The organism is Mycobacterium sp. OTB74 (genome assembly GCF_029892685.1).
Lineage (GTDB): Bacteria > Actinomycetota > Actinomycetes > Mycobacteriales > Mycobacteriaceae > Mycobacterium.
Genome location: NZ_JARXVD010000017.1, coordinates 78,882 through 102,955, shown reverse-complemented (window position 1 = coordinate 102,955; position 24,074 = coordinate 78,882). Strand labels below are relative to the sequence as shown.

At 63.8% G+C, this 24,074-nt stretch carries 21 protein-coding genes; 13 read left to right on the top strand and 8 right to left on the bottom strand.

Annotated elements, in window-relative coordinates; translation table 11 throughout:
* Positions 1–21: 21 nt before the first annotated feature.
* Positions 22–1,245, bottom strand: coding sequence for a helix-turn-helix domain-containing protein (locus M2432_RS21050; RefSeq protein ID WP_280828767.1), 1,224 nt, complete (start codon positions 1,243–1,245; stop codon positions 22–24).
* 146 nt (positions 1,246–1,391) lie between these two features.
* Here M2432_RS21050 and M2432_RS21045 point away from each other — a divergent pair, with 146 nt between their 5' ends.
* The 6 genes from M2432_RS21045 to M2432_RS21020 all read left to right on the top strand — a co-directional run bounded on the left by M2432_RS21045 (position 1,392) and on the right by M2432_RS21020 (position 9,337).
* The gene (locus M2432_RS21045) at positions 1,392–3,080 is read left to right on the top strand and encodes an alpha/beta fold hydrolase (RefSeq protein ID WP_280828766.1); all 1,689 of its coding nucleotides are present in this window, start codon (positions 1,392–1,394) and stop codon (positions 3,078–3,080) included.
* 14 nt (positions 3,081–3,094) lie between these two features.
* Complete coding sequence (gene phaZ, locus M2432_RS21040; protein ID WP_280828765.1) at positions 3,095–3,928, top strand: poly(3-hydroxyalkanoate) depolymerase; 834 nt, start codon at positions 3,095–3,097, stop codon at positions 3,926–3,928.
* A 92-nt stretch (positions 3,929–4,020) separates the two neighbouring features.
* Complete coding sequence (locus tag M2432_RS21035; protein WP_280828764.1) at positions 4,021–4,317, top strand: hypothetical protein; 297 nt, start codon at positions 4,021–4,023, stop codon at positions 4,315–4,317.
* A 216-nt stretch (positions 4,318–4,533) separates the two neighbouring features.
* The gene (locus M2432_RS21030) at positions 4,534–6,339 is read left to right on the top strand and encodes an N-acetylglutaminylglutamine amidotransferase (protein WP_280828763.1); all 1,806 of its coding nucleotides are present in this window, start codon (positions 4,534–4,536) and stop codon (positions 6,337–6,339) included.
* The gene (ngg, locus tag M2432_RS21025) at positions 6,336–8,063 is read left to right on the top strand and encodes an N-acetylglutaminylglutamine synthetase (RefSeq protein WP_280828762.1); all 1,728 of its coding nucleotides are present in this window, start codon (positions 6,336–6,338) and stop codon (positions 8,061–8,063) included. The genes M2432_RS21030 and ngg overlap by 4 nt, the downstream gene beginning before the upstream one ends.
* A gap of 29 nt (positions 8,064–8,092) precedes the next feature.
* Entirely contained in the window at positions 8,093–9,337 is a 1,245-nt protein-coding gene (locus M2432_RS21020) for an osmoprotectant NAGGN system M42 family peptidase (protein WP_280828761.1), read from the top strand.
* Positions 9,338–9,916: 579 nt separating this feature from the next.
* Here M2432_RS21020 and M2432_RS21015 read toward each other — a convergent pair.
* Together M2432_RS21015 and M2432_RS21010 are read right to left on the bottom strand one after the other, a co-directional pair.
* Entirely contained in the window at positions 9,917–10,705 is a 789-nt protein-coding gene (locus M2432_RS21015) for a cutinase family protein (RefSeq protein WP_280828760.1), read from the bottom strand.
* Between the two features lie 117 nt (positions 10,706–10,822).
* Entirely contained in the window at positions 10,823–11,086 is a 264-nt protein-coding gene (locus tag M2432_RS21010; RefSeq protein ID WP_280828759.1) for a hypothetical protein, read from the bottom strand.
* Between the two features lie 413 nt (positions 11,087–11,499).
* Here M2432_RS21010 and M2432_RS21005 point away from each other — a divergent pair, with 413 nt between their 5' ends.
* Positions 11,500–12,291: a SigB/SigF/SigG family RNA polymerase sigma factor gene (locus tag M2432_RS21005; RefSeq protein ID WP_280828758.1), complete on the top strand. Its 792-nt coding sequence runs from the start codon at positions 11,500–11,502 to the stop codon at positions 12,289–12,291.
* A gap of 91 nt (positions 12,292–12,382) precedes the next feature.
* The gene (locus tag M2432_RS21000; RefSeq protein ID WP_280828757.1) at positions 12,383–13,060 is read left to right on the top strand and encodes a PAS and ANTAR domain-containing protein; all 678 of its coding nucleotides are present in this window, start codon (positions 12,383–12,385) and stop codon (positions 13,058–13,060) included.
* 23 nt (positions 13,061–13,083) lie between these two features.
* On the opposite strand, the gene M2432_RS20995 is transcribed toward M2432_RS21000, so the two are convergent.
* Positions 13,084–13,449 (bottom strand): PE-PGRS family protein, encoded by a 366-nt coding sequence (locus tag M2432_RS20995; protein WP_280828756.1) that lies wholly within the window; start codon positions 13,447–13,449, stop codon positions 13,084–13,086.
* A gap of 161 nt (positions 13,450–13,610) precedes the next feature.
* Here M2432_RS20995 and M2432_RS20990 point away from each other — a divergent pair, with 161 nt between their 5' ends.
* Positions 13,611–14,036 (top strand): hypothetical protein, encoded by a 426-nt coding sequence (locus M2432_RS20990; RefSeq protein WP_280828755.1) that lies wholly within the window; start codon positions 13,611–13,613, stop codon positions 14,034–14,036.
* 18 nt (positions 14,037–14,054) lie between these two features.
* Here the strand turns inward: M2432_RS20990 and M2432_RS20985 are convergent, their stop codons facing one another.
* The 3 genes from M2432_RS20985 to M2432_RS20975 all read right to left on the bottom strand — a co-directional run bounded on the left by M2432_RS20985 (position 14,055) and on the right by M2432_RS20975 (position 17,822).
* Positions 14,055–16,055 carry a YhgE/Pip domain-containing protein gene (locus M2432_RS20985; RefSeq protein ID WP_280828754.1) on the bottom strand — a complete coding sequence of 667 codons (2,001 nt, stop codon included), beginning with the start codon at positions 16,053–16,055 and terminating at the stop codon, positions 14,055–14,057.
* A gap of 2 nt (positions 16,056–16,057) precedes the next feature.
* Positions 16,058–16,768, bottom strand: coding sequence for a hypothetical protein (locus M2432_RS20980; protein WP_280828753.1), 711 nt, complete (start codon positions 16,766–16,768; stop codon positions 16,058–16,060).
* Between the two features lie 67 nt (positions 16,769–16,835).
* Positions 16,836–17,822: a DJ-1/PfpI family protein gene (locus M2432_RS20975; RefSeq protein ID WP_280828752.1), complete on the bottom strand. Its 987-nt coding sequence runs from the start codon at positions 17,820–17,822 to the stop codon at positions 16,836–16,838.
* Positions 17,823–18,020: 198 nt separating this feature from the next.
* Here M2432_RS20975 and M2432_RS20970 point away from each other — a divergent pair, with 198 nt between their 5' ends.
* From M2432_RS20970 to M2432_RS27980, 3 genes are all read left to right on the top strand, one after another.
* Complete coding sequence (locus M2432_RS20970; protein WP_280828751.1) at positions 18,021–19,286, top strand: lipase family protein; 1,266 nt, start codon at positions 18,021–18,023, stop codon at positions 19,284–19,286.
* 124 nt (positions 19,287–19,410) lie between these two features.
* Positions 19,411–19,728: a serine dehydratase beta chain gene (locus M2432_RS20965; RefSeq protein WP_348536327.1), complete on the top strand. Its 318-nt coding sequence runs from the start codon at positions 19,411–19,413 to the stop codon at positions 19,726–19,728.
* Positions 19,701–19,919, top strand: coding sequence for a serine dehydratase beta chain (locus M2432_RS27980; protein ID WP_348536326.1), 219 nt, complete (start codon positions 19,701–19,703; stop codon positions 19,917–19,919). The genes M2432_RS20965 and M2432_RS27980 overlap by 28 nt, the downstream gene beginning before the upstream one ends.
* A gap of 26 nt (positions 19,920–19,945) precedes the next feature.
* Here the strand turns inward: M2432_RS27980 and M2432_RS20960 are convergent, their stop codons facing one another.
* Positions 19,946–21,256 (bottom strand): GGDEF domain-containing protein, encoded by a 1,311-nt coding sequence (locus tag M2432_RS20960; protein ID WP_280828750.1) that lies wholly within the window; start codon positions 21,254–21,256, stop codon positions 19,946–19,948.
* A 190-nt stretch (positions 21,257–21,446) separates the two neighbouring features.
* Between M2432_RS20960 and M2432_RS20955 the strand changes: the two genes are divergently transcribed.
* Positions 21,447–23,834 carry a Tex family protein gene (locus M2432_RS20955; RefSeq protein WP_280828821.1) on the top strand — a complete coding sequence of 796 codons (2,388 nt, stop codon included), beginning with the start codon at positions 21,447–21,449 and terminating at the stop codon, positions 23,832–23,834.
* The last annotated feature ends 240 nt before the right edge of the window (positions 23,835–24,074 follow it).

The following is a 24,074-nucleotide window of genomic DNA, read 5'->3' as shown; positions in this document are numbered from 1 at the left end:
GCGCGTGGTGTACGCCGTAATTCACCGGTCTTGCGGTAACCGCTGGCTGATCTCGAAGGCCAAGCACAATTCAGCCACGTCCCGGGGTCGGGACAGGAGCCGTCCGGTGCGTTCCTCGATGCGGTGTAGCCGGTGTCGGACGGTATTGGGGTGACAGAACAGGGTGGCCGCCGCATCGTTGGCCGAGCCACCGGCATCCAGCCAGGCGGTGAAGGTGTCGACCAGCACGGACTTCTCCTCGGGAGGCAGACCGTGTAGGCCGCCCAGCACCGACATCTCAATCTGGCTCATCACGTTCGGTGCGCTGACTGCGGCGAAGGCCAGCGGCGCATCGTCGAAGGCAGACACCAGCCCTTTGCCGCTGGTCCTGCCGGCTACCGCGAGCCGCGCCAACCGCAGCCCGTCACGGGTCTCGGCCAAGCTGGCGAACGTGGGACTGAGCCCGACGCGCGCCGTGGCGGCCTTGCCCAGTACTTCGACCAAAGCGTCGTAGGTGGTCTTGCCCTGACGCAGATGGACGACGCCAACCTGCAGATCCGGTAGCAGGCGCCACGCGGACCGGACACCACGCGCCGCAAGTTTGTTCGCGATCTCCGGCAGCCCCAGCTTGCCGATCGACGGAATCTCTGCTGCCGCAATAACATAGGGCCCGCCGGTTGGCAGGCCGAGCAGATCAGCCGCCTCCCAGAGGCTTTGATGGTCGCTGATCCTGCCGAACAGGACAGCCTCCACCAGTGCCGAGCGTTCCTCTTCCCGGTCGACCAGCTGGCTGGTGACCTGCTCGCGGTAGGCGGTGGTCATCGCGTGGGTGAATTCGTCCTGGCTCAGGTAGATCTGTGCGCTGGCGGCCAGCATGGAATCAGTCGGGATTCCATGCTCGCGGGCCGTTGCGGCGGTCTGCTCCCACATGAACCGGAATCCGATTCGGTAGGCGGTCATCACCGCTGCCAATGGAACGCCCTCGATGGCGCGGGCCCGGCCGGTTTCGAACGCTGGTGACAGATCGGCGTCGCTGTCTCCGGACAACGATCGGTAGACGAAAGTCATGTTGGCTATGCAACTTTCGCGCACGTTGCTCTGTACTGCCGCCGGCGCCGACCGGTATCCGTCGATCTGTGCGCAAATCTGGTCCGCCAGCGTCGCGCAGAGGTCGGGAACGCGCTTCAGCATGATCTGGCTGAGCTCGACGATGTTCTGGTCAACCACGATGTTCTGGTCACCTGCAGGTAGGCGCGCCGTGCTCATTTCCCAACGATAGGGGAGCGTGGGGCCCGATTGTGGCCGATCACATCTGAAAAGGACCGGTGTTGTTCCGGCCACCATCGCTTCTTCGCTGGTTCCGGAGCACGCTCGATACATCACACCTCCACCAAGCGAAAGTGCCGACTGAAATGTCCACACGCACCACCCCTGACGAATTTGCCGCCCCGCTCGACCTCCTGTTGACCAGCTCCACCAAGCCGTTCATCCGCCGGATGACACCGAACCGCAGCTGGCTGCGGATGGGGGCCAGCTTGGCCAAGCAGCCTGGCACTGTGCTCGAACGTGGTACCGAATTGGCTCGCGAACTGGGCGAGATCGCCGTTGGCGACTGCGATCTGGCGCCCCAGCGCGGCGACAAGCGCTTCAGCGATCCGGCTTGGCAACATAACCCCGCGCTGCACCGGATCATGCAGGCCTACCTGGCCGCTTCGGACACCGCCGAGAAGCTGTTCGCCGATGCCGGCCTGGACTGGCGCGATGAGGCTCGGATGCGGTTTGTCCTGGACAATGTCGTGGAGGGCCTGGCTCCGACCAACAACCTGCTGATCAGCCCGTTGGGCTGGAAGGCCCTGATCGACACCGGCGGCCTGAGCGCGGTGCGCGGCTTACGGGCCTTCGCCCGGGACATGACGTCGCAGCCGCGGGTGCCCGCCATGGTCGAGCCCGACGCGTACGAGGTCGGCGAGACCCTCGCCGTCACAAAGGGCGCAGTGGTGCTGCAGACCCGGATGTTCGAACTCATCCAATACGCACCGCAGACCCCGAAGGTGCGCGCGGTGCCACTGCTGATGGTGCCGCCGGTGATCAACAAGTACTACGTCATGGATATCGCTCCCGGCCGCAGCATGATCGAGTACTTCGTCCAGCAGGGCCAGCAGGTATTCACCATCTCGTGGCGCAATCCGCAAGCACGGCACAAGGATTGGGGTCTGGACGCCTACGGCGAGGCGGTGGTCGAGGCGATCGACGCGGTGCGCGCAATCACCGGTTCGGACAGCACTCACCTGATGGCCAGCTGCTCCGGGGGCATTCTCACCGCGATGACGGTCGCACACCTGTCCGAGATCGGTCAGGGTGACAAGATCGCCGGGCTCACGCTGGCGGTGACGGTGCTGGACCAGGATCGGGCCGGGTTCGCGTCGGCCGCGATGAGCGACCGTGCCGCCCAGGCCGCGATTGCCACCTCTGCGCGCAAGGGTTACCTCGACGGTCGTGCAATGGCTGAGATGTTCGCCTGGCTCCGGCCCACCGACCTGGTATGGCGGTACTGGGTGAACAACTACGTGCAGGGCCGGTCACCGGCGCCATTCGACGTGCTGTTCTGGAATGCCGACACCACCCGGATGACCGCTGCGCTACACCGCGACATGGTGCTGATGGGCCTGCACAACTCGCTGGTGGTTCCCGGCGAGGCGAGCATGCTCGGCACCCCGGTCGACCTGTCCAAGATTACCTGCGATGCCTACGTCATCGGGGGCATCGCCGACCACATCTCGCCATGGCAGGCCACCTATCGCAGTGCCAAGCTGCTCGGTAGCAAGGACAACAGGTACGTGTTGTCCAGCAGTGGTCACATCGCTGCGCTGGTCAACCCCCCAGGCAACCCGAAGGCTTCGTACCGGACCGGGCAGGTCGAGGCGGAGACCGCCGAAGACTGGCTGGCGGCCGCCGAGAAGTCCAGCGATTCGTGGTGGCCGGACTACGTGCAGTGGTTGTCCGAGCGCAGCGGCGATGAGATCGACGCCCCGATTACGCTGGGCGCCGAGGGCTTCGCTGCAACGGGACCGGCTCCCGGAACCTACGTGCTGCAGAAGTGAGCGAACAACTCGAAATGACGAATAACACAGTGACACAAGAGCGTTACGTATCTGTCGGTGGTCAGCGGCTGCGGGTCAGGGTCGACCAGGGCACCGACAGTACGACCGTGCCGCTGGTGCTGTGCAACGGCATCGGCGCCAGCCTCGAGGTGTTCGACCCGTTCGTCGAGCAACTGCTGCCGCAGACCACGGTGATCAGATTCGATGTGCCGGGCACGGGTGGTTCACCAGTATCGTTCGCGCCCTATGGTTTTCCGTATCTGGCCTGGGTTCTCGGACGAATGCTCAATAAGCTCGGGTTCAGCGTAGTCGACGTCCTCGGATTGTCTTGGGGCGGCGCGCTTGCACAGCAATTCGCCTTCCAGAACCCTCGCCGCTGCCGCCGCTTGGTGCTGGTGGCCACAGGTACCGGTGCGGTGATGGTGCCCGGGCGTCCCCGGGTTCTGATGAAAATGCTTACACCCAAACGCTTTTCAGATACCGAGTATGCCGCGTCGATTGCCGGTGAGTTGTATGGCGGTTCGGTGCGACAGCACGGCGAGGACGTCGCCAAGCTGTTCCTCGCACAATTGCACGCCGGTTCCAAGGTCGGCTACCTGCACCAGTTGCTGGCAGGCGCGGTGTGGACCAGCCTGCACGCACTGCCGGCGATCCGCCAGGACACGCTGATCGTGGCCGGTACCGACGATCCGATCATTCCGGTGATCAACGCGCGCGTCATGAACTTCCTGCTGCCACACTCGCGAACGTATCTGCACGACGGCGGGCACGTCGACCTGATCACCAACGCCGCCTCGCTGGCGCCCGCGATCAGCAAGTTCCTCAACGAGCCGGGGGAGCGGCCGTAATCTGCGATGTTTAGAACCCTCCTGGCGGGATAACCGGTAGACGACGGCACACCCCTGTGTCTTCGTCATATCGATATCGAGGGGAGAAGTCCTTGAAGGACACAACGCACGCGAAACGAACCACCCGGTTGGCTGCAGTTGCTGGTGCGGCAGGTGCGCTGGCTCTGGGAGTTGTCGGAGTTGCTGTCGGCGCCCAGGGCGGGAATACCGGCAACGTCGCTGACCCGACGACCCCGGCGCCCGTCGCGCCGTCGACGAGCACATCCGCGGCGCAGGCACCGGCCGCGCAGGCCCCGCAGTCACCAGCGACCACCGTCCCAGGTATGGCGCCTGGTTCGGGTGGCTACTCCTCGGGCTCGGGCGGATCTTCGAGCGGCTCTCCCCACTAACAGTGTTATAGGGCAAAGGATTTCGTACTGCTGTCGTCCACCGCGGCTTGCGGTGGACGGCAGCAGTAACCCTCCATCCGTCAAAGTGCTTGAGAATATTGAATAACCGGAGGTCACCGGGGGTGTTGCTCCGGTTAATACGGCCACGGGCGCTGACACCTGCCGCAAATCTATGTAAGGTGGGTTGCACGTCCATCAAGGGAGTTGACTTCCACCATGTGCGGCATCGCAGGCGAAATCGCCTGGGGGCGTCCGGCTGATCTGGCGGCGGTGTCCGCTATGACAGATCGCCTGGCGCCGCGTGGGCCGGACAGCAGTGGCTCGTGGTCGCGCGATAACGTGGCATTCGGGCACCGGCGTCTGGCAATCATTGACCTGTCCAGTCATGGGCATCAACCCATGCATGACCCGGAACTCGGCCTCACCGTCGCGTTCAACGGTTGTATCTATAATTATCCCCAACTGCGCCAAGAGCTTTCGGCCAAGGGATATCGGTTCTTCTCACACAGCGACACCGAGGTGGTCCTCAAGGGCTACCACGCGTGGGGCGCCGGGGTTGTCGATCATCTGTATGGGATGTTCGCGTTCGCCATCGCCGAGACCGACTCCGGTCGGGTGCTGCTGGCCCGTGACCGCCTCGGAATCAAGCCATTGTATTGGTGCGATGCCCAAGGCGGGGCGTTGCGGTTCGCATCCTCGTTACCGGCGCTGGTGGCTGCGGGCGGCGTCGACACCGAGCTCGATCCTGTTGCGCTACAACACTATCTGAGTTTCCATTCGGTTGTGCCGGCACCTCGCACCGTGTTGCGCGGTGTTCGTAAGTTGGCGCCGGGCACCTTCATGTTCATCGAGCCTGACGGTGCGCACACCGAAACCACCTACTGGGAACCAGTTTTCGAACGATCACCGGAACGTTCCGGCTGGACGCAACGGGATTGGCAGGATGCTGTCCTGGAATCGCTGCGCACCGCGGTCGAGCGCCGCCTCGTCGCAGACGTGCCGGTGGGTTGCCTGCTTTCGGGCGGGCTGGATTCCAGCCTGATCGTCGGGTTGTTGGCTGAGGCCGGCCAACACGGATTGGCCACCTTCTCCATCGGTTTCGAGGCGGCCGGCGGCGAAGAAGGCGACGAGTTCAAGTATTCCGATGTCATCGCTCGTCATTTCGGCACCGACCACCACCAGATTCGGATCGACACCGCACGCATGCTGCCTGCATTGTCGGGAGCCATCGGCGCCATGAGTGAGCCGATGATGAGCCATGACTGCGTGGCGTTCTACCTGCTGTCCGAGGAGGTCAGCAAGCACGTCAAGGTGGTGCAGTCCGGGCAGGGCGCTGATGAGATCTTCGCCGGCTACCACTGGTACCCGCCGATGGCGCACGCTGCTGACGGCGATCCCGTCGATGCGTTAGGCCGATACCGGACAGCATTTTTCGACCGCGACCATGCGGCCATCAACCGGATGTTGCAGGCGCGCTGGCGGATTGATGCCGACGTCTCGGGTGATTTTGTGCTGCAAGAGTTTTCGTTGCCCGGGGCAGCGACCGCAACCGACCGGGCGCTGCGGCTGGACACCACGGTGATGCTCATCGACGACCCGGTGAAACGGGTGGACAACATGACCATGGCCTGGGGTCTTGAAGGCCGGGTTCCGTTCCTCGACCATGAACTGGTGGAACTTGCGGCGACCTGCCCGCCCGAGCTGAAAACCGCGCAGGACGGTAAGGGCGTGCTGAAAGATGCTGCACGCAAGGTTATCCCGCACGAGGTCATCGATCGGCCCAAAGGTTACTTTCCGGTGCCCGCACTCAAGCACCTGGGCGGGCCGTACCTCGACCTGGTCCGCGACGCGCTGAACAGCCGTGCCGCGCTGGATCGCGGATTGTTCACCCCCGGTGAGGTCACCACGATGCTCAACGACCCGAACGGCAACCTCACGCCGCTACGCGGAAACCCGTTGTGGCAGATCGGGCTATTGGAACTGTGGCTCGCACAACATGTGGACGGAGCGACCTTGCCATGACAACCGGACCGCGCGACGACGGATCAGCAGCAGAAGGCGTCGTTCAGGATCTCGGCTGGGGGCGGCTGGTTTTCGGCCAGACATTCAAGGACCCCGACGAATTCGGCACCGCGCTTCGCGAAGAAGCCACCGGACGGCGGGATATCGGGATGTATCTTGACGCGCCACACGTCTTCGTCGCCCTGCATCCGCAGGAGTTCTTCATCGACCCCAGTTTCACCTACCGCGTCGACTTGACCGAATCCCCGCAGTACCGGCCACCGGATGTCTGCGGGCTGTCGGTACGCCCGGTGACCTGGGTCGAGGATTGCGCCGCAATCAATCAGATTTACGTGCGCTGTCATATGGTTCCGGCCGATGGCGACCTGATGTGGAGCAACAGCCAGTCTGCGCCGCACGTGGTGTACCTGGTGGCCGTTGACGACGAGACCGGTCATATTGTGGGCACCGTTACCGGGATCGATCATGCCCAACTGTTTGGTGATGTGGAGAACGGATCGAGTTTGTGGTGTCTGGCGGTCGAGCCCACGGTGGCGCGTCCGGGCACCGGCGGCCTCCTGGTGCGTTCGCTGATCGAGGAGTTCAGCAGGCGCGGACGGTCGCAGATGGACCTGTCGGTGTTGCACGACAATGAGGGCGCCATCGCGCTGTACGAGCGCATCGGGTTCCAGCGGGTTCCGGCGGTCCTCGGAATCAAACGCAAGAACGCCATCAACGAACAGCTTTTCGCACCGGTCAAGCCCGAAGATGAACTGGCACAATTAAATCCGTACGCCCGGATAATTGCCGACGAGGCCATTCTGCGCGGCATCGCGGTCGAGGTGCTGGACGCCAAGGGCGGCTACATGCGGCTCACGCACGGTGGCACCAGCGTGGTGACGCGAGAATCGTTGTCCGAGTTGACCAATGCCGTTGCCATGAGTCGGTGTGACGACAAACGCGTGGCCCGAGCTGTGGTGGCCGAAGCCGGAATCCGGATACCCGAAGGTTGCACGGCGAGTTTCACTGACACCGATTATCGGTTCCTGGAGAAGGTGGGCTCGGCGGTGGTCAAGCCGGCCCGCGGCGAACAGGGCGCAGGCATCACGGTCGGCGTGACCCGTGCCGAGGAATTGGACCGCGCCATCGGGCTGGCCAGACAACATTGCCCGGACGTGCTGCTCGAAGAGCGCTGCATGGGCGAAGACCTGCGTGTCGTGGTCATCAACGGCAAGGTGATCGCGGCGGCCGTCCGCCGGCCCCCTGAGGTCATCGGAACCGGAGCACACACCATCAGCCAACTGATCGAGGCGCAGAGTCGTCGTCGGTCGGCGGCCACGCACGGCGAATCGGTGATTCCGCTGGACGCCGTCACCAACAGCGCGGTGAACGACGAAGGTTGGGCCTTGGATGATGTGCTCCCCGCCAACGAACATCTGATCGTGCGTCGCACCGCAAACCTGCACACCGGTGGAACCATCCATGACGTGACCGACGAACTCAATCCCGCGCTGGCGAGGGTGGCTGTAGAAGTCGCGGATTCGATCTGCATTCCGGTGACCGGAATCGATCTGATCGTGCCATCGGTCCAGGGGGAGGAGTACGTCTTCATCGAGGCCAACGAGCGTCCGGGGTTGGCCAATCACGAGCCGCGTCCCACCGCACAGGCTTTCATCGATCTGCTGTTCCCGCGGACAGCCGGCACGCCGTGGGCATGGCAGCCGGATCCGGTCGAGCAGGACTGACGCCATCAGTTCCTACAGGAGACATCCAGATGATTGACACCGTGGTCGAGCGGATGCCGGCTGATGACCGAAGCTGGCTGGTCGACACATTGCTGGCGTTGTTGCAGACCCCCAGCCCGGCTGGGCGCACCGATGCGGTGATGCACTTGATCGGTCACATTTTCACCGACCTCGACGTCCCGTTCACCCTGACCCGCCGCGGTGCCCTGATCGCTGACCTGCCAGGCAAATCGGCGACCACCGACCGCGCGATCGTCGTGCACGCCGACACCATCGGCTGCATGGTGCGCGAGCTCAAAGACAATGGGCGGCTCGCACTCGTGCCCGTGGGAACGTTCTCGGCCCGGTTCGCCACGGGTGCGCGGGTGCGGATTCTGCCCGATGACACCGACCGGTTCTTCACGGGAACAGTGATGCCGCTGAAGGCAAGCGGCCATGCCTTCGGCGACGAAATCGATACCCAGCCCACCACCTGGGACGACGTCGAGGTTCGAGTGGACCGGCAGGTCTCGTCGAAGGCCGATCTGGAGGAACTCGGACTGCATGTCGGCGACTTCGTGGCGCTGGTTGCCAGCCCCGAGCTGACTGAGGACGGTTATGTCGTCTCGCGTCACCTGGACGGCAAGGCCGGAGTGGCCGTCATGCTGGCCTTGGCCAAGGTGGTGGCCGAACGCAAGATCGTTTTGCCGCATCGCACAACGCTGATGGTGACCATCACCGAAGAAGTCGGCCACGGTGCCAGCCACGGGCTGCCGCCGGACGTTGCAGAACTGGTGTCGGTGGACAACGCGGTGTGTGCACCCGGTCAGCAATCCATCGAGAATGGGGTCACCATTCCGATGGCCGACCTGCACGGGCCGTTCGACTATCACCTGACGCGCAAGCTGTGCCGTCTGGCCCAGGAAAAGGGCATTCCGTACGTACGCGACATTTTCCGCTACTACCGGTCCGACGCCGCGGCCGCGATCGAAGCCGGGGCCGGAACCCGAGCAGCATTGGTGGGTTTCGGGCTCGACGGCAGCCACGGCTGGGAGCGGACGCACCTGGACTCCCTGGAAGCGACGTTTCTGTTGTTGTGCAGCTGGCTGCAGACCCCGCTCACATTCGAGAGCTGGGACGCGCAGCCATCCGGCGACCTCGAAGACTTTCCTTCCGAGCAGCCAGCCGCCAGCGAACAGTGGGTTCCCTTGTCCCGCGGTGACTTTCACGATCCCGGTGCGGTATCCAGTGGTCAGCACTGGCCGCCCTCGGAGGGCGTCACCGAACCTTCTTGACTCAGCGAACCCTGCTGCGGGCGGCGCACGCAGCAGGTCATCAATCGTTGCGGTCGTCGGTGTTTAGCGATCCGGCTCTCGGGTAGCAGTAGTGGATACACCTTGAGGCCAGGGGACGGGGCAGAGAAAGGGAGACCACATGACCGACATGCCGACGAGCGATGCCGACGGTGTCATCAATTACCTCAAAACCCAGCACACGACAATCAGGGTGCTGTTCTCCAAGACCCTCGACGCAGGAGACATCACCGAACGGCGGCAACATTTCACTCAGCTTCGTGCAGCGCTGACGGCCCATGAAGTATCGGAAGAACTGCTGGTCCACCCGCGGGTTCGAGGCGCGGTCGCCCGCACCGGGCAGGTTGTCGAGTCGCTACGTGCCGAGGTGGATGACACCAATGAGCAACTGAAATACATGACATGCCTTGACCCGGCGTCCGCCGAGTTCGAAGCGGCGCTCGTCGACCTTCAGCAGGCAATGCAGGACCATACCCAGCGCGTCGAGATCGAAGAGTTTCCGTTGATATCAGACGAATTCGAGGAGGGCGGGCAGCCACCGTGCGGTTGCAGCAACGACGGTCACCTCGCGGCAGCCTGTTCGACGAACTGCCCTGGTGCGCGTGGTGTTGTTGAGCCAGGTCCTGACGGCGTCACTGTGCCCGGCGCTGGCGAGCCTAGCTTTCCGACGACGAATTCTGCTGCCCGATCGGATATTCGGGCGTCGGAGTACTCCTCGTGGGCGCCGTTGTCGGTGCCGGCGGGGGCGCACACCGGATCCTGCGAAATGCACAGGTCCAGCGTCTTGGACGTGTACCGCGGACCCACGTTGATCGGCGGGGCGCCCGTGTAGACCATCTGCAGGAAGCCACTCGATGGCTTACCGAACAGGACCACTGCGGCAACGTGATTGGCGACTGAAGCGGGCATGGGCCCGGAGAAGCCGACCGGCATCGTCACACCTGATGGAACGGTGTCCTCGGTGATGTAAGCCGCCACCGCAGCGCCTTGCGAATATCCACCGAGCACAATCTTCGTGTCGGGGCAGGTGGCGACGGTGCGCTGGACCTTATTCGCAGCGTCCACAACACCATCGGCGGCTGTGGCGAAGTCAAGTGAGGCCGGGTAGTCGACCGCGTATACGTCAACAGTTCTGGTTCCGGTTCGCGCGGCCAGGGAATCGACGAAGGCCTGCCCGGCCTTGCCTACGCCGGGAGGCTCCATGGTTCCGCGCGCAAACACCACCTGAACGTTCGGACATCGGTCGGCAGAAGCCGGTTCCGCTGCCGCAGGTGCGGTCACAAAAGGGAAACCAGCCAGCGTCGATATCAAGGGCAGTACAGCGGTGATTGAACCTCTGACGACCTTCATCCCAAACCGCCGATCCTCGATTTGTCGTTCGGTTCGCTCCATTGCGCTCTCGACTGAACGGTCGGATACCCGCAACATTGAGCACTCAAACATCGAGGATCAGGGACTGAAACCTGGTCAGTCGCCGGCGGCCGACCCTAGCCCGAATTGCCAGCGCTCGGCTTTCACCGGACCCTTGCCGGCCTGCGCACAATGAGGGCAACAGTATGGGTAGCCATCGATTCGTACCGGATGGCCCAGGATTCGGCACCCGCAGTGTCGGCACATCGGCGAGACCATGGTCGCCATGCATTCGATGCAGTCGAATGTGGCGCTGCGTCCGTTCCAGTTGACTGTGAACGACTGATCGGAGTCGGTCCCGCAGGTCACGCATACCGCCATGGGCAAAACCGCTTCCTGTTCCGTTTTCCTCGGATATTGCTGCATACCCGTGCCGACCTCGACCAAACATGTTCCCGCACGTGGCATTTCTCGCAGGTCATAACCGCGGCCGGCGACGACTCGTCTCGCTAACGGTGGTGTGCCCGCTCGATCGGCGGTATGGTCGATAACAGCGCCGATGCGGCGCAGTTGCTTAGACCGAAGCGACGGCAGCTGTGAGTTGCTTGTCCGGTGTACGGTTGCGGTCCAGATCAGGGCCTGGCTGGGTGAAACACCGCAGGTTGCGACGCAGCGACGGCAGATCGCCGGTCCACCCGAGGGGTGGAGTACAACACGCACGATATGGCGCTGAGCTTGGTGTTCGCGCCAACCGACTGTGTCGGTGCGTGTTGTTGGCCTCTGGAGGCTAGTTCATGTCAACCTTGTTGCTGGATAAACGTTTACGCGATGCCGATGAATACGCAGATGTACCTGACATGGTGGCGCGGCTGCGCGCCATTCCCGCCGAATCAGCGGAATTTGCCCGCCAGCATGAACGCATCGTGCTGCGGTGTTGCCCGTTGGCGGATCGTCTGGCCCGTCGGTTCGACGGCAGGGGAGAGAGCCTGGAAGACCTGGTGCAAGTCGCCAGAGTGGGTCTGATCCAGGCCGTCAACCGATTCGATCCCGAGATGGGGTCCGGCTTTTTGGCCTTCGCCATCCCAACCATTACCGGAGAACTGCGCCGCCACTTTCGGGACTATGGCTGGAAGGTTCATGTACCGCGGAGCATCCGCGATATTCGACAGCAAATCAAAGGCGCCACAATCGAATTGACGCAGCGGTTGGGGCGGTCCCCGAACACCGGGGAACTCGCCGAAGCACTCAGCGTCGAACCCGAACAGATCGCCGAAGGGCTGATCGCGGCCAATGCGTACCAGCCGCAATCGCTGGACACACCGGTCGTTGACGGCGAGGAGAAGGAACAGCAGCCCCTCGCCGACCTGATCGGTGAGTTGGACGACGGCTACGAACGGATAACCGATCGCGAATCGGTCAAGCCGGCCTTGGAAGCGCTGCCGGCGCGGGAACAGCGGATTCTGTATCTTCGGTTCTTCGCTTCGAAGACGCAGAGGCAGATCGCCGACACGATCGGTGTTTCGCAGATGCATGTTTCACGAATTCTGGATCGGACACTTCGCGATATCCGTGAGCAGGTTGTGTAAGGCCGCAGCGGGTTAGGATATTGGGGGCTCGGGTCGACCGGGCCGGAGCCCCCATGTCCGATTGTCGAGGTCCGATTGTCGAGTGCCCGAGATGACCGATACGCCCGTTGACGGTCAGGAGTCTGTCGACAGCCAGGAGTCGTGGGAGGTCGCCGCGGTATTCAGCGGAGGCGAAACCCAGCGCGTCGGCAAGTTTCAGTATTTTGTGGCAGACCAGCGTTGGGTGTGGTCGGACCAGGTTGCCCGGATGCATGGATACGAACCGGGTGCGGTGCAACCCACGACCGAGCTGTTGTTGAACCACCAACATCCCGACGATCGCGCCAAGGTGGCCGAGATTCTGGACCGAGTCAAAACCGGCGGGCAGTTCAGCAGTCGGCACCGCATCGTCGATGCCTCGGGCAGCACCCGGTGGTTGGTCGCGGTCGGCGACCGGATGACCGATGAATCGGGCGACGTGATCGGCACCGAAGGTTTCTACGTCGACGTCACCGACAGTCTGCAATCCGACGTCACCAGGGCGATGTCCGGCGTCGTGGAGTCCCGCGCCCTGATCGAGCAGGCCAAAGGCGTGCTGATGGTGGCGTACAGCGTCGACGCCGACCGGGCATTCGACATCCTCAAATGGCGCTCGCAGACGACTCAGGTAAAACTGAAGACCGTAGCCGCCCAGTTTCTCGATGCACTGATGCGCCAAGGGCTTTCACCGGAAAGTACCAGCGCCATCGACCGTCTGCTGGTCGGTGACCAGCAGACGGTCGAGGACTGACGGACATTTAGCGATAAGCCGTACTACCCGTGGCCGCCGCCGCAGCCGACCCCGGGAAGACAACCGCTGCCGCCGGGAACACCACCGGGTCCAGCGTTGACTCCGCCGGAGCCGCAGGCCATTCCGTTGGCCGTCGGAATACATCCGGAGCCGCCCTGACCTCCGCCTGGACCACTGTTGGTCCCACCGGAGCCACACTGGCCGTTGATACAGCCGCCACCGCCCGGGTCGTCTTTGAAGTGGTCTGTGGGTCCCATCTGGTAATTAGTCAGGACCACATCCCGTCCAAATGCGTTCGGCGCCATGTCGACTGCCACGAACGACCCAGTAGCAAGCGCAGCGGCAAGTGTTCCAGCGGCGGCTATCTGTGTGAACTTGATTCTGATCATGTCTTGGGAATAGCCATGTTTGAGTGCGGTCAAACCTCGGTTGAGTTGAATTTGGTGGACATCGGGATTGCTCCGGTACTTGGGATGCTCTACTAGCTGTTGGACGAGCACGCAGTAGGCACGGTGGCCGTCGTGCATACCGACCTGGAAGGACATATCGAATGACTGCCGCAGCGGCGATTCAGATTGCTATCACCTTTGTCTGGCTGGGCATGGTGCTCGCCATCTCGTTCCTGGAGGCGCCACTGAAGTTCCGCGCTCCCAACGTGACATTGCAGATCGGGCTCGGCATCGGGCGCATGGTGTTCCGCGCCCTCAACACCGTCGAGTTGGTATTCGCGGCGGGCATCGTCGCGGCGGTCTCGGTCAGCCGTCCAAATACCTCGGTCATGGTCGCGTTCGCCGTTGCGGTTGCAGCACTGGCGCTGCAACTGATCGCGGTGCGACCCGGGTTGAATCGCCGCTCGGATGAGGTGCTGGCAGGTAGGGAAGGACCCCGCTCCAACGCCCATTACGCCTATGTGGGGTTGGAGCTCGTCAAAGTCATTGCATTGACCGCAGCCGGGGTACTACTGCTGTCGAGCTGAACGAGGCGCAGACCCGACCTACATCTTGATCGCCGGCAGCAACCGGATCAGGTTCCAGGTTCGGTTCCGCCTCGCGCACAGGCTCGAAATTCCCAGCGCACCAAGCCAAATACAAACCAGCACGATGATCGCGCGCCATAGGCGTTCATCGATCCCGCCCAGCACCAACTGACGAAGTCCGTCGACGCCGAACGTCATCGGATCGAATCGGTGCAGTGTCTGGAACGGCTTGGTGGTGGTCTCGACCGGATACATGCCGCCGGCGCTGACCATCTGCAACATCAGCAGCGCCATGATGAGTACCCGGCCCACTGCCGGGCCGACCAGAGCATTGATCGCTTGAGTCGCGGCGACGAACGCGAACGACACCAGGATCATGAAGGCCAACATCCCTACCGGATGAGCGACCTGCATGCCGAGAGCGAAACGCACCACGCAATACAGAATGACCGCCTGGAACAGCGCGATGGCCGCGGCAGGCAGGTAACTGGCCAGCACCACCCGGATTGCCAGCACCTCTGCCGCGATCGGACGATTCTGCAAGGGCCGCAACACCATCCACAACACCAGAGCACCGAAGAACAGGGCAAGGGTCAGGAAGAACGGCGCCATACCGGTGGCGAAGTTCGGCGCACTGTTCTCGTGCGACGAGTCCAGCTGCACCGGCCCGCCGATGGTGTCGGCGATCGCGGCCTTCTGCTGGGTGGTCCATTCCGGCACCTGCTTGGCGCCGTCACCGAGCTTGGTGGCCAACTCGTTGGCGCCGTCCTTGAGCCGGGTCGAGCCATCAACGAGCTGGGCGGTGCCGGACTTGAGCTGGCGTGCCCCGTCGTCGAGTTGCACTAGGCCACTTGCCAACTGGGCGTTACCGTTGGCCAGTTGCTCAGCGCCGTTGCGCAGCTGGTTCAGCTTGTCGGTCAGCTGCTGGCCGGTGCTGCCCACCTGATCCAGGGCCGACTGAAGTGGGCTGCCAGGGTTGCGCAACGTTTCGGTCAAAGAGATCGCGGCGTTGTGTGCGTCGGTCAGTTGCTGACGGATTTGCGGGGTGAACTGATGACCGGCCAATTGGTCCTGCACACCGTGCAGAGCATTGACCGCACCGACCGACACAGGGTCCTGATTCACCGAAAGTTGTTGGATCACCGAACCGATTGCAGCTGCGGCGGCGTCCTGGGCAGTGCCGATGGCCCCGACCTGGTCGGCGGCCTGCTCCAAAGCGGTTGCGCCCTGCTGCAATTGATCGGTGTTACCGCCGACCTGGGACAGCGCCTTGGTCAGTTTCAGCAGCGGGTCGGTGGCCTGGTTGATGCCGTTGGAAAGCTGTCGGGCACCGGTGGACAGCTTGGCCGAACCTGAACGCGCATCGCTCAGCCCGGACGCCAGACGGCCCGCCCCGTTGTCGGCCTGGATCAGGCCGGTGTTGAGCTGGGTGGCGCCATCGGCCAGCTGGTGCGCTCCGTCGGCGGCCTGCTTGATTCCGGCACCGGACGAAACCACCACGGACAGAATCTGATTGACCGCCTGGCCGGAGATTCGACTGGACACCGCATTGAGCACCTGGCTGGTGGCGGTGCGGCCGATGGTGGACGAGATGTAGTTGTTCGCATCGTTGTACAGCGCGATCAGCTGGGCTTTCTTGGGCGTCCCGCTGATCGGCGATGCGATGGCCTCGCTGAAATCCGGTGGCAGTTCCAGCATGAAGTAGTACTTCCCATGCTTGACGCCTTCGCGGGCTTCACTATCGCTGACCACATGCCAGTCCAGGCTGTGGTCGGCGGTCAGGCTCTTGGCGATCTCATCTCCGGCATTCACGTGCTGGCCCGACACCATCGCACCGCGGTCCGAATTCACCAGTGCCACCGGCATTTTGTTGACTTGGCCGAACGGGTCCCAGAACGCCCACAGGTACAGGGCGCCGTAGACCAGCGGCAGCAGCATCAGCACCACGATCGCCGCGCGGGTCATCCGGCTGCGGCCGAAGCGTTTGATCTCTGAACCGAATGCGAGTCCAGCGAGCATCGTCAGTCCTTTCCGGTCAGGACGCGGCGGTCATGGAGTATGTGGTGGGGTGCGTCATCTCCGAGCGGATTGGTCACCCCGACAACGATGGTCCGCTGTTCGGCCAGCGCGCCCAGGCGCTGGACAGCGGCCGCGCGTCGCTCGTTGTCACGTACCTGCTCCAGATCGCCGACCACCAGGATCGGCCGGTCGGACATGAGCGCCAGGGTGATCCGCAGCAGGAACAGCTCCAAATCGGACAACTCGATGATGAAGGTCCCGGGCGATGGTGCGGGGTCGTCGCCGAACACCGCCTCCATTTCGGTGGTGCCGGCCTCCTCGGGTACCAGAGAGAACCACGGTGCCAGCCAACGCCGCTGTTCGGAGAGCACGGTCCGCACCGTGACCATCTCCTCCAGATCGTCGATTTCGGAAAAGGCAGCGATGGCGCAGTGCCGCCGGATTGCACGTGGGCCGGAGTCGCCGTTGACGGTGACGGTGCCACTGGTGGGCTTGAGTCGACCGGCCAGGGTCAGCAGAAACGTATGTTGAGCCGGACCGCCGGGCATCTGGATGGCGTGAAAACCCGGCGTGATGTCTAGGTCGACGTCAGAGAAGAGTGGTCCGTGTTCGCCGGCGACGCTCAGCCCGCGAGCGACGATAAGTGGCGCACTATCCGCGGTCTCGTCGGGCTGCTGCGTCTCGCCACTGGTTGGCAGCGTCTCGTCGTCCATCTCTACTCATCTCCTGGTCAAAAGGAACGTTTGCCAGTAAATCAGTGCGACAGCGCAAAATTCGCCGCTAATCGTCAACAGGGGTGTGTGATGTCGTGCGGAATCTGTCCCGATATGCGCTGGGCGACACCCCGAGGTTCGCGACAAACGCCCGCCGCAGGGTTTCGGTGCTGCCGAAACCGGCCAGACGTGCGCTCGCGGATACCGAGCGCCCGGCATCCAATTCGGCTCGGGCCGTATCGATCCGGACCATCTCGACGTAACGGGCCGGCGTGGTGCCGAGCTCGGACTGGAACAACCGCGTCAATTGGCGGGTACTCAAAGCTGCTTGTGCAGCAAGCTCTTTCACACTGTGGCTGGCCGCGGGGTCGGCCGAGATGGCATCGGTCACGGCCCGTAGCGCCGACTGGGGCGGCAGACCCGCCTCCACCGAGGTGGAGAACTGCGACTGGCCACCGGCCCGCTTGAGGTACACCACCAGCGAGCGCGCCACGTTGCGGACCAGTTCCGCGCCGTAATCCTCCTCGACCAGAGACAGCGCCAGATCGATCCCGGCGGTCACCCCGGCCGAGGTCAGTACGTCTGCGTCCCGGACGAAGATCGCATCGGGCTCGACCGTGATCTGCGGAAACGCTCGGCCCAGCAGGCGGGCGTGTCGCCAATGCGTGGTGGCCCGACGGCCGTTCAACAGACCGGCCTGGGCCAGAACGAATGCGCCGGTGCAGACCGACGCCAGACGCCGGGTGCGGCCGGGGATAGCCGTCAGCGCGGCCACCAGTTCAGGGTCGATCGGTTGACCCACCAAACAGTCCCCGCCGGCCACCACGACAGTGTCCGCCGCATCGATGGCGTCGATGCGCTGCGTGGCGTCGAAACCGGTGCCGATCGACGTGCTGACCGCACGGCCGTTGATCGAGGCGAAGTGCAGTTCGTAGTTGGCGCCGAAACGGTTGGCTTCGGCGAAAACTTCGGCCGGACCCGCGACATCGAGCAGCTTGACCCCGTCGAACACGACGATCACCACAGCACGCGGATTCGGTGAGCCCTGCGGCATGCGGCCAGTCTGTCACCTTCTGCGTGTTGACAGTGTGGCCACAAAGACGTGCGTGGCAGCCCGGCAAATTCAGAGCGTCGAGACAGCGAAATCACCCGGGTCAACGACGAGAACATGGCTCTCAACACCAAGTATCCAAATTTCATAAATGAGAATCAGCTTGTTACTGTCCGGTTCGTGGATTGTTATGGGGGTGTTATGGCCGTCTTGTTGCTGGTCGGCGCGTTGTTTTCCGGGGTGGGCACGGCGAGCGCCGACGGCGATGAAGCGCAGTACGCCGCTTTCTATTTGCCACCCGATCCGCTGCCTCCGGGCAAGCCCGGCGATCTGATCCGGACCGAACCGACCCGGTTGGTGCTCGAGCCGTCCGGTCAACTCGGGGCGATCATGGCCACCGGGACGCGAATCATGTACCGCAGCACCGATGCTCGCGGAAATACGGTTGCAGTCACTGGAACCTACTTCGAGCCATATAACGACTGGCCGGGCAAGGGCCCGCGACCGCTGATCAGTTACGCCGTCGGTACTCAAGGCCAAGGCAACCAGTGCGCGCCCTCGCGCCAGTTCAACCAGGGCATCCACTATTCGGGTGGCTGGGACATCATGGTGAATTACGAAGAGGCCTTCATTGCCACCATGGTGGCCCGCGGCTTCGCAGTGGTGATGACCGACTACGAGGGGCTGGGTACCCCCGGTATGCACACGTACGTCAACCGGGTCGCCGAGGCCGCCGCAGTGCTCGATGCCGCCCGCGCGGCCAAGAAGCTTCCCGGCACGTCCTTGGATCCCAATGGGCCGGTTGCCTTTTGGGGCTACTCCCAGGGCGGCGGCGCGGCCGCGTCGGCGGCTGAGTTGGCGCAGTCCTACGCACCCGACCTACACGTCGTCGGCACCTACGCCGGCGCTCCGGTGGCCGACCTGAAAGAGCTGTTCCCGTACACCGATGGCAGTGCCCTGGTCGGCGTGGTGGGGTACGCGCTCAACGGCGAGATTTACGCCTATCCGGAATTCGCCGATTTGATCCGTTCCAAGCTCACCCAGCGGGGCAAGGACATGTTGGAAAGTGTGTCGCGCCAATGCGTCGGACAGACCATCGTCGACTTCATGTTCCGTCATTTGCAGCCGTATTTCACCGAGGACATCGGCCAACTGGTCAACGAAGAACCGTTCAAAACGCTGTTCGAGATGCAGAAGCTGGGGAAGTACAAGCCCAATGGGCCGGTGCTGATCAACAGCAACCGCTACGACCCGCTGGTGCCGTGGACTGCGGCCAACCAGCTCGGCCGGGACTGGTGCGACAAGGGCGCCGACGTGGAATTCCGCACCAACGAAGAGCCGCCGTTCTTGAACAAGTTGGTGATCAACCACGCGTTGCCGATGCTGGTCGACGGTGAACCGGCGATGCAGTGGATTGCCGCCCGGTTCAACGGCGAACCCACGACACCGAACTGCGGCCAGTTCTGATCGGACCCGGCACGGTGCAGGCACTGGACGCTTAGCGGCGCACGCCGCCGCGATTCAGCCATCCCGGCGGCGCTTTCGGGAGGCTTAGCATGGCAGACAATCATCCGCTCTACCCGGAGATGTCGTGGCGATAAGCGTCTTCGATCTGTTCTCCGCCGGTATCGGGCCGTCCAGCTCGCACACCGTCGGCCCGATGCGGGCTGCGCACCGGTTCAGCACGGAGTTGGCGACCGGCGGCGCTGACCAGGTCGTCGACGTCCAGGTGGACCTGTACGGGTCGCTGGCCGTCACCGGGGCCGGGCATGGCACCATGTCGGCGATGCTGCTCGGACTCGAGGGCTGCGCGCCCGAGACCATCGAGACCGCCGAGATGGAAGCCGGCTGGACCAGATTTGGGCTAACGGGCGAATCCGGTTGTGCGGCAACGTTACTGTGGTCCTGACCGAAGGTGACATGGTGCTTCATCCGCAGCAGGTTCTGGAACAGCACCTCAACGCCATGATGTTGACCGCAACTGCAGCCGACGGCACCGTGCTGTGTGAGCAGACGTACTACTCGGTGGGCGGCGGGTTCCATTCGGCCGCGCAATTGTGGATGTGGCTCAGCAGCAAGCGATCTCGGTCAGTGCGGTGATGCTGCAACAAGAACCGGGGTGCTGCTCAGGATGTTTCGCCGGCGATGGGCGACTCGATGGGTGAGTCCTCATCGATAGGCGACTCGATGGGTGAGTCCTCATCGCCCGGTGACTCGGCGGGCGGTTCCTTCTCGGCCGGTGACTCGATTAGTGATTCGTCGGGCAGCGGTAATCCACCGGCGACCGACGCCCGGATGACTCGGTCCCGGCCGCGACTTTTGGCTTCGTACATAGCTACGTCCGCCCGGTGGATGGCCGAGCGCAGCCCGGCCTTGTGCCCGATCTGAGCGACACCGATGCTCACGGTGCCGGTGAGTACGGCATCGTGATGGGTGAATTTCGAGGTGGAGTACGCGACCCGCAACCGGTCGGCGATCACCGCGGCCTGTAACTCGTCTGCGCCGGGCAGCGCGGCGCAGAACTCCTCACCGCCGACTCTGGCCAGCAGATCGCCGCCGCGCAGATTCGACCGTGCAACCAAGGCGAATTCAGCCAGCAGCCGATCGCCGGCATCGTGACCGAACAGATCATTGGTGGCTTTGAACTCGTCGAGGTCCATCACGATGATCGAACATCGGAGCTGGCGCGCAACGCAATCTTCAGCCAGTCGCTGAGCCTGAATCATGAAGCCGACGCGATTGAGCGTTCCGGTGAGCGAATCGAGCATGGCGGCGTCGGCGAGTTGGTCCTCCAGCCGTTCCCAGCCCATCAGCGACAGGCAGAGGTTGATCGCGATGACCGAGAAGGTGAAGATCAGAACCGAAATCGCGGCGAACGGCATCGACTCGACATCCTGTCCTGCAACGCCATGTAGATGCACACCGATGATGTGGGTGATGGTCGCCGACGTCGCGATGATGTAGACGCCCATCAGAAGTCGCCGCGAGACCAGTCGTTCCGTGCGCCCGGCTTTGATGGCGTCGATCACACTCAAAATGAAGTACCCGGCGAGCACCAGTCCGACCAGGGAGACCCGGGTTGCCGGATTCGCCGGCGAAAACGGCAGGGGAAGGGCGAACACCGCCCACAGGAAGGTTGGGCCCGCGACCAGGGCCGGCCAATGGATGGGTAGCCGGTCGAACGCGCGCTGCCCGGACCACATCAATCCCCATGCCGCTGCCACCATGCCGCTGGCCACCGTGATCGACATGGTGTCCGGCAAAAAGCCGCGCGCGCTGATCAACCCGGCGCCGACGAAGCCGCTGATGTTTCCGGCACTCCACAGGAGCACCGCAGAATTGCGGCGCTTGCCCACCGAGACAAGGAGATGCAGCATCCCGAACAACAGATGGGTCAGCGAGATGACCATCCACAGGGTGACGACGTCAGGGATCATGATGTGGTTAGGCGACGCGTCGTGGCCGTCGCGGAGGCATGTGGTGACCGAGCATGACGCAAACCTACTCGCCGACCTCGATTGTGTCGCAGGTACGGGCAATGCGGTGTTATTGCACCCGAGTGTTGAACAAGGCCTGTCGGCAGGATTGGGTAGGGTCCAGCCCGTGAATTCGAGCGCCACGTCTGTCATCAAATCCGTGAATGCCCGCCTGGCAGCAGAACTTGCCGTCGCGGAGGGGCAGATCGACGCCGCCGTACGGCTGCTGGACGAGGGCGCCACGGTGCCGTTCATCGCGAGGTACCGCAAGGAGGTCACCGGCAGCCTCGATGACGGTCAACTGCGTACTCTCGAAGAGCGGTTGCGGTATCTGCGCGAGCTGGACCAGCGGCGCGACGCGGTGCTCGCCTCGATCGAGGAACAGGGCAAGCTGACCGAGGATCTGAAATCCGCACTGCTGGCCGCGGATACCAAGGCCCGGGTCGAAGACATCTATCTGCCCTACAAGCCCAAGCGTCGTACCAAGGCGCAGATCGCCCGCGAGGCCGGATTGGAGCCGCTGGCCGACCGGCTGCTCGCGGACCCGTCGCTGAACCCCGAAGAGGTGGCGGCAGAGTTCCTCGGTGAAGCAGTCGCCGATGCCGCCGCGGCGTTGGAGGGGGCGCGGCACATCGTGGTCGAGCGGGCCTCCGAAGACGCCGAACTGGTTGGTGCGGTGCGCGAGAAGTTCTGGAATGACGGTTCGTTACAAACCAAGCCGTGGTCCGAGGACGCAGCCAAAAGCCCCGCGGCGCAGAAGTTCCGCGACTATTTCGAATACTCCGAGCCGCTTGAGGACATGCCTTCGCACCGGGTGCTGGCCGTGCTGCGCGGCGAGAAGGAGGAAGCGCTCTCGCTGAATTTCGACGGCGGCGAGGAGGAGATGTACCAGGCCATGATCGCCCGCTCCCTCGGCATCAACCTGGCCGCCGGTGGCGCGGCGACCCCGTGGCTGGCCGCCACCGTCGCCTGGGCCTGGCGTACGAAGCTGATGTTCTCGGCGTCCGTCGATGCCCGAATGCGGCTGCGCCAGCGTGCTGAAGAGGACGCCGTCGCGGTGTTCGCAAAGAACCTCAAGGACTTGTTGCTCGCGGCGCCGGCCGGCACGCGGGCCACCCTGGGCCTGGATCCCGGTTTTCGCACCGGCGTCAAGGTCGCGGTGGTCGACGGCACCGGCAAGGTGGTGGACACCTGCGCCATCTACCCGCATCAGCCGCAGAACAAGTGGAATGACGCCAAGGCGACGCTGGCGGCGCTCATCGCGCGCCACAACGTCGAGCTGGTCGCCATCGGTAACGGCACCGCGTCGCGCGAAACCGATGCGCTGGCGACCGAATTGATCGCGGACATGCGGGGCGCCGGCGCCAAAGTGCCGACCAAGGCGATGGTCAGTGAGGCCGGGGCGTCGGTGTACTCGGCGTCGGCCTATGCCGCGCACGAACTACCCGAACTCGACGTCACTCTGCGCGGCGCGGTCTCGATCGCCCGCCGGTTGCAGGACCCGCTGGCTGAGCTGGTCAAGATCGAGCCGAAGTCCATCGGGGTGGGGCAGTATCAGCACGACATCACACCCGGCACCCTGGCCCGCAGCCTCGACGCGGTGGTCGAAGATGCGGTGAATGCTGTTGGGGTGGACCTGAATACGGCATCGGTGCCGTTGCTTGCCAAGGTGTCCGGGGTGACCGAGTCGCTGGCCGAATCGATCGTCTCCTACCGCGACAAGACCGGTCCGTTCCGCAGCCGCACCGGCCTCCTGGATGTTCCACGCTTGGGCCCCAAGGCTTTTGAACAGTGCGCCGGGTTCCTGCGAATCCGCGATGGGGAGGACCCGCTGGATGCCTCGGGCGTGCACCCGGAGGCTTACCCGGTAGTGCGCCGAATCCTGGACCGCTCGAGCGTCACCCTGGCCGAGTTGATCGGCGACGAGCGCAAGCTCCGCTCGCTGAAACCGGCCGATTTCGCCGACGATCGCTTCGGCATCCCGACCGTCACCGACATCCTGGGCGAGCTGGAGAAGCCCGGCCGCGATCCGCGCCCGGCGTTTTCCACCGCGACCTTCGCCGCGGGCGTCGAGAAGGTATCCGACCTCAAGGTCGGCATGGTGCTGGAAGGCGTGGTGACCAACGTGGCTGCGTTCGGTGCGTTCGTCGACGTCGGCGTGCATCAGGACGGGCTGGTGCACGTCTCGGCCATGGCCGACCGGTTCGTCTCCGACCCGCACGAGGTGGTCAAGTCCGGGCAGGTGGTCCGGGTCAAGGTGCTCGAGGTTGACGTCGAACGTCAGCGCATCGGCCTGAGCCTGCGCCTCACCGACGACCCGCAGCGCGAGCGGGGTGCGCGCCCGGACCGTTCGGCGGGCGGACGCGGCGACGGCGGTGCCCGTAGCGACACGGGCAATCAGGGGCGCCGCGACGGGAATCAGGGTCGTGGACGCGACGGTGGTCAGCAGCAGCGGGGTGGCAACAGCGGGCGGCGGGAGTCGTCTGCGCCGTCCGGGTCGATGGCACAAGCGCTCCGGGACGCCGGTTTCGGCCGGTAATTCGGTTTCGGGCAGGGGCCGTAGGGCCGACCGTGGTGGGTCGGTGCTGCGGCCTTTGTCGTTGTCGGTTGGGCGCGACGGGCATCAAGCTCTGATACGTGTGCAAACGTTTGATTGTTTTGCCGATTTCGGGTGTACTGATGCCGGCGGCAGCGCGGTGCGCTCGCCGCGTTTCATGTTGATTCGGGGGTCGTACCGATGATCGATCCGCACCGGAATCCCGGGGCAGTACCTGAGACC

Excerpts from the sequence above, each read along its gene's own strand:
- M2432_RS21050 (WP_280828767.1), bottom strand. The coding sequence starts at position 1,245 with ATGAGCACGGCGCGCCTACCTGCAGGTGACCAGAACATCGTGGTTGAC.
- M2432_RS21045 (WP_280828766.1), top strand. The coding sequence starts at position 1,392 with ATGTCCACACGCACCACCCCTGACGAATTTGCCGCCCCGCTCGACCTC.
- phaZ (WP_280828765.1), top strand. The coding sequence starts at position 3,095 with ATGACGAATAACACAGTGACACAAGAGCGTTACGTATCTGTCGGTGGT.
- M2432_RS21030 (WP_280828763.1), top strand. The coding sequence starts at position 4,534 with ATGTGCGGCATCGCAGGCGAAATCGCCTGGGGGCGTCCGGCTGATCTG.
- ngg (WP_280828762.1), top strand. The coding sequence starts at position 6,336 with ATGACAACCGGACCGCGCGACGACGGATCAGCAGCAGAAGGCGTCGTT.
- M2432_RS21020 (WP_280828761.1), top strand. The coding sequence starts at position 8,093 with ATGATTGACACCGTGGTCGAGCGGATGCCGGCTGATGACCGAAGCTGG.
- M2432_RS21015 (WP_280828760.1), bottom strand. The coding sequence starts at position 10,705 with ATGAAGGTCGTCAGAGGTTCAATCACCGCTGTACTGCCCTTGATATCG.
- M2432_RS21010 (WP_280828759.1), bottom strand. The coding sequence starts at position 11,086 with ATGGCGGTATGCGTGACCTGCGGGACCGACTCCGATCAGTCGTTCACA.
- M2432_RS21005 (WP_280828758.1), top strand. The coding sequence starts at position 11,500 with ATGTCAACCTTGTTGCTGGATAAACGTTTACGCGATGCCGATGAATAC.
- M2432_RS21000 (WP_280828757.1), top strand. The coding sequence starts at position 12,383 with ATGACCGATACGCCCGTTGACGGTCAGGAGTCTGTCGACAGCCAGGAG.
- M2432_RS20995 (WP_280828756.1), bottom strand. The coding sequence starts at position 13,449 with ATGATCAGAATCAAGTTCACACAGATAGCCGCCGCTGGAACACTTGCC.
- M2432_RS20990 (WP_280828755.1), top strand. The coding sequence starts at position 13,611 with ATGACTGCCGCAGCGGCGATTCAGATTGCTATCACCTTTGTCTGGCTG.
- M2432_RS20985 (WP_280828754.1), bottom strand. The coding sequence starts at position 16,055 with ATGCTCGCTGGACTCGCATTCGGTTCAGAGATCAAACGCTTCGGCCGC.
- M2432_RS20980 (WP_280828753.1), bottom strand. The coding sequence starts at position 16,768 with ATGGACGACGAGACGCTGCCAACCAGTGGCGAGACGCAGCAGCCCGAC.
- M2432_RS20975 (WP_280828752.1), bottom strand. The coding sequence starts at position 17,822 with ATGCCGCAGGGCTCACCGAATCCGCGTGCTGTGGTGATCGTCGTGTTC.
- M2432_RS20970 (WP_280828751.1), top strand. The coding sequence starts at position 18,021 with ATGGCCGTCTTGTTGCTGGTCGGCGCGTTGTTTTCCGGGGTGGGCACG.
- M2432_RS20960 (WP_280828750.1), bottom strand. The coding sequence starts at position 21,256 with ATGATCCCTGACGTCGTCACCCTGTGGATGGTCATCTCGCTGACCCAT.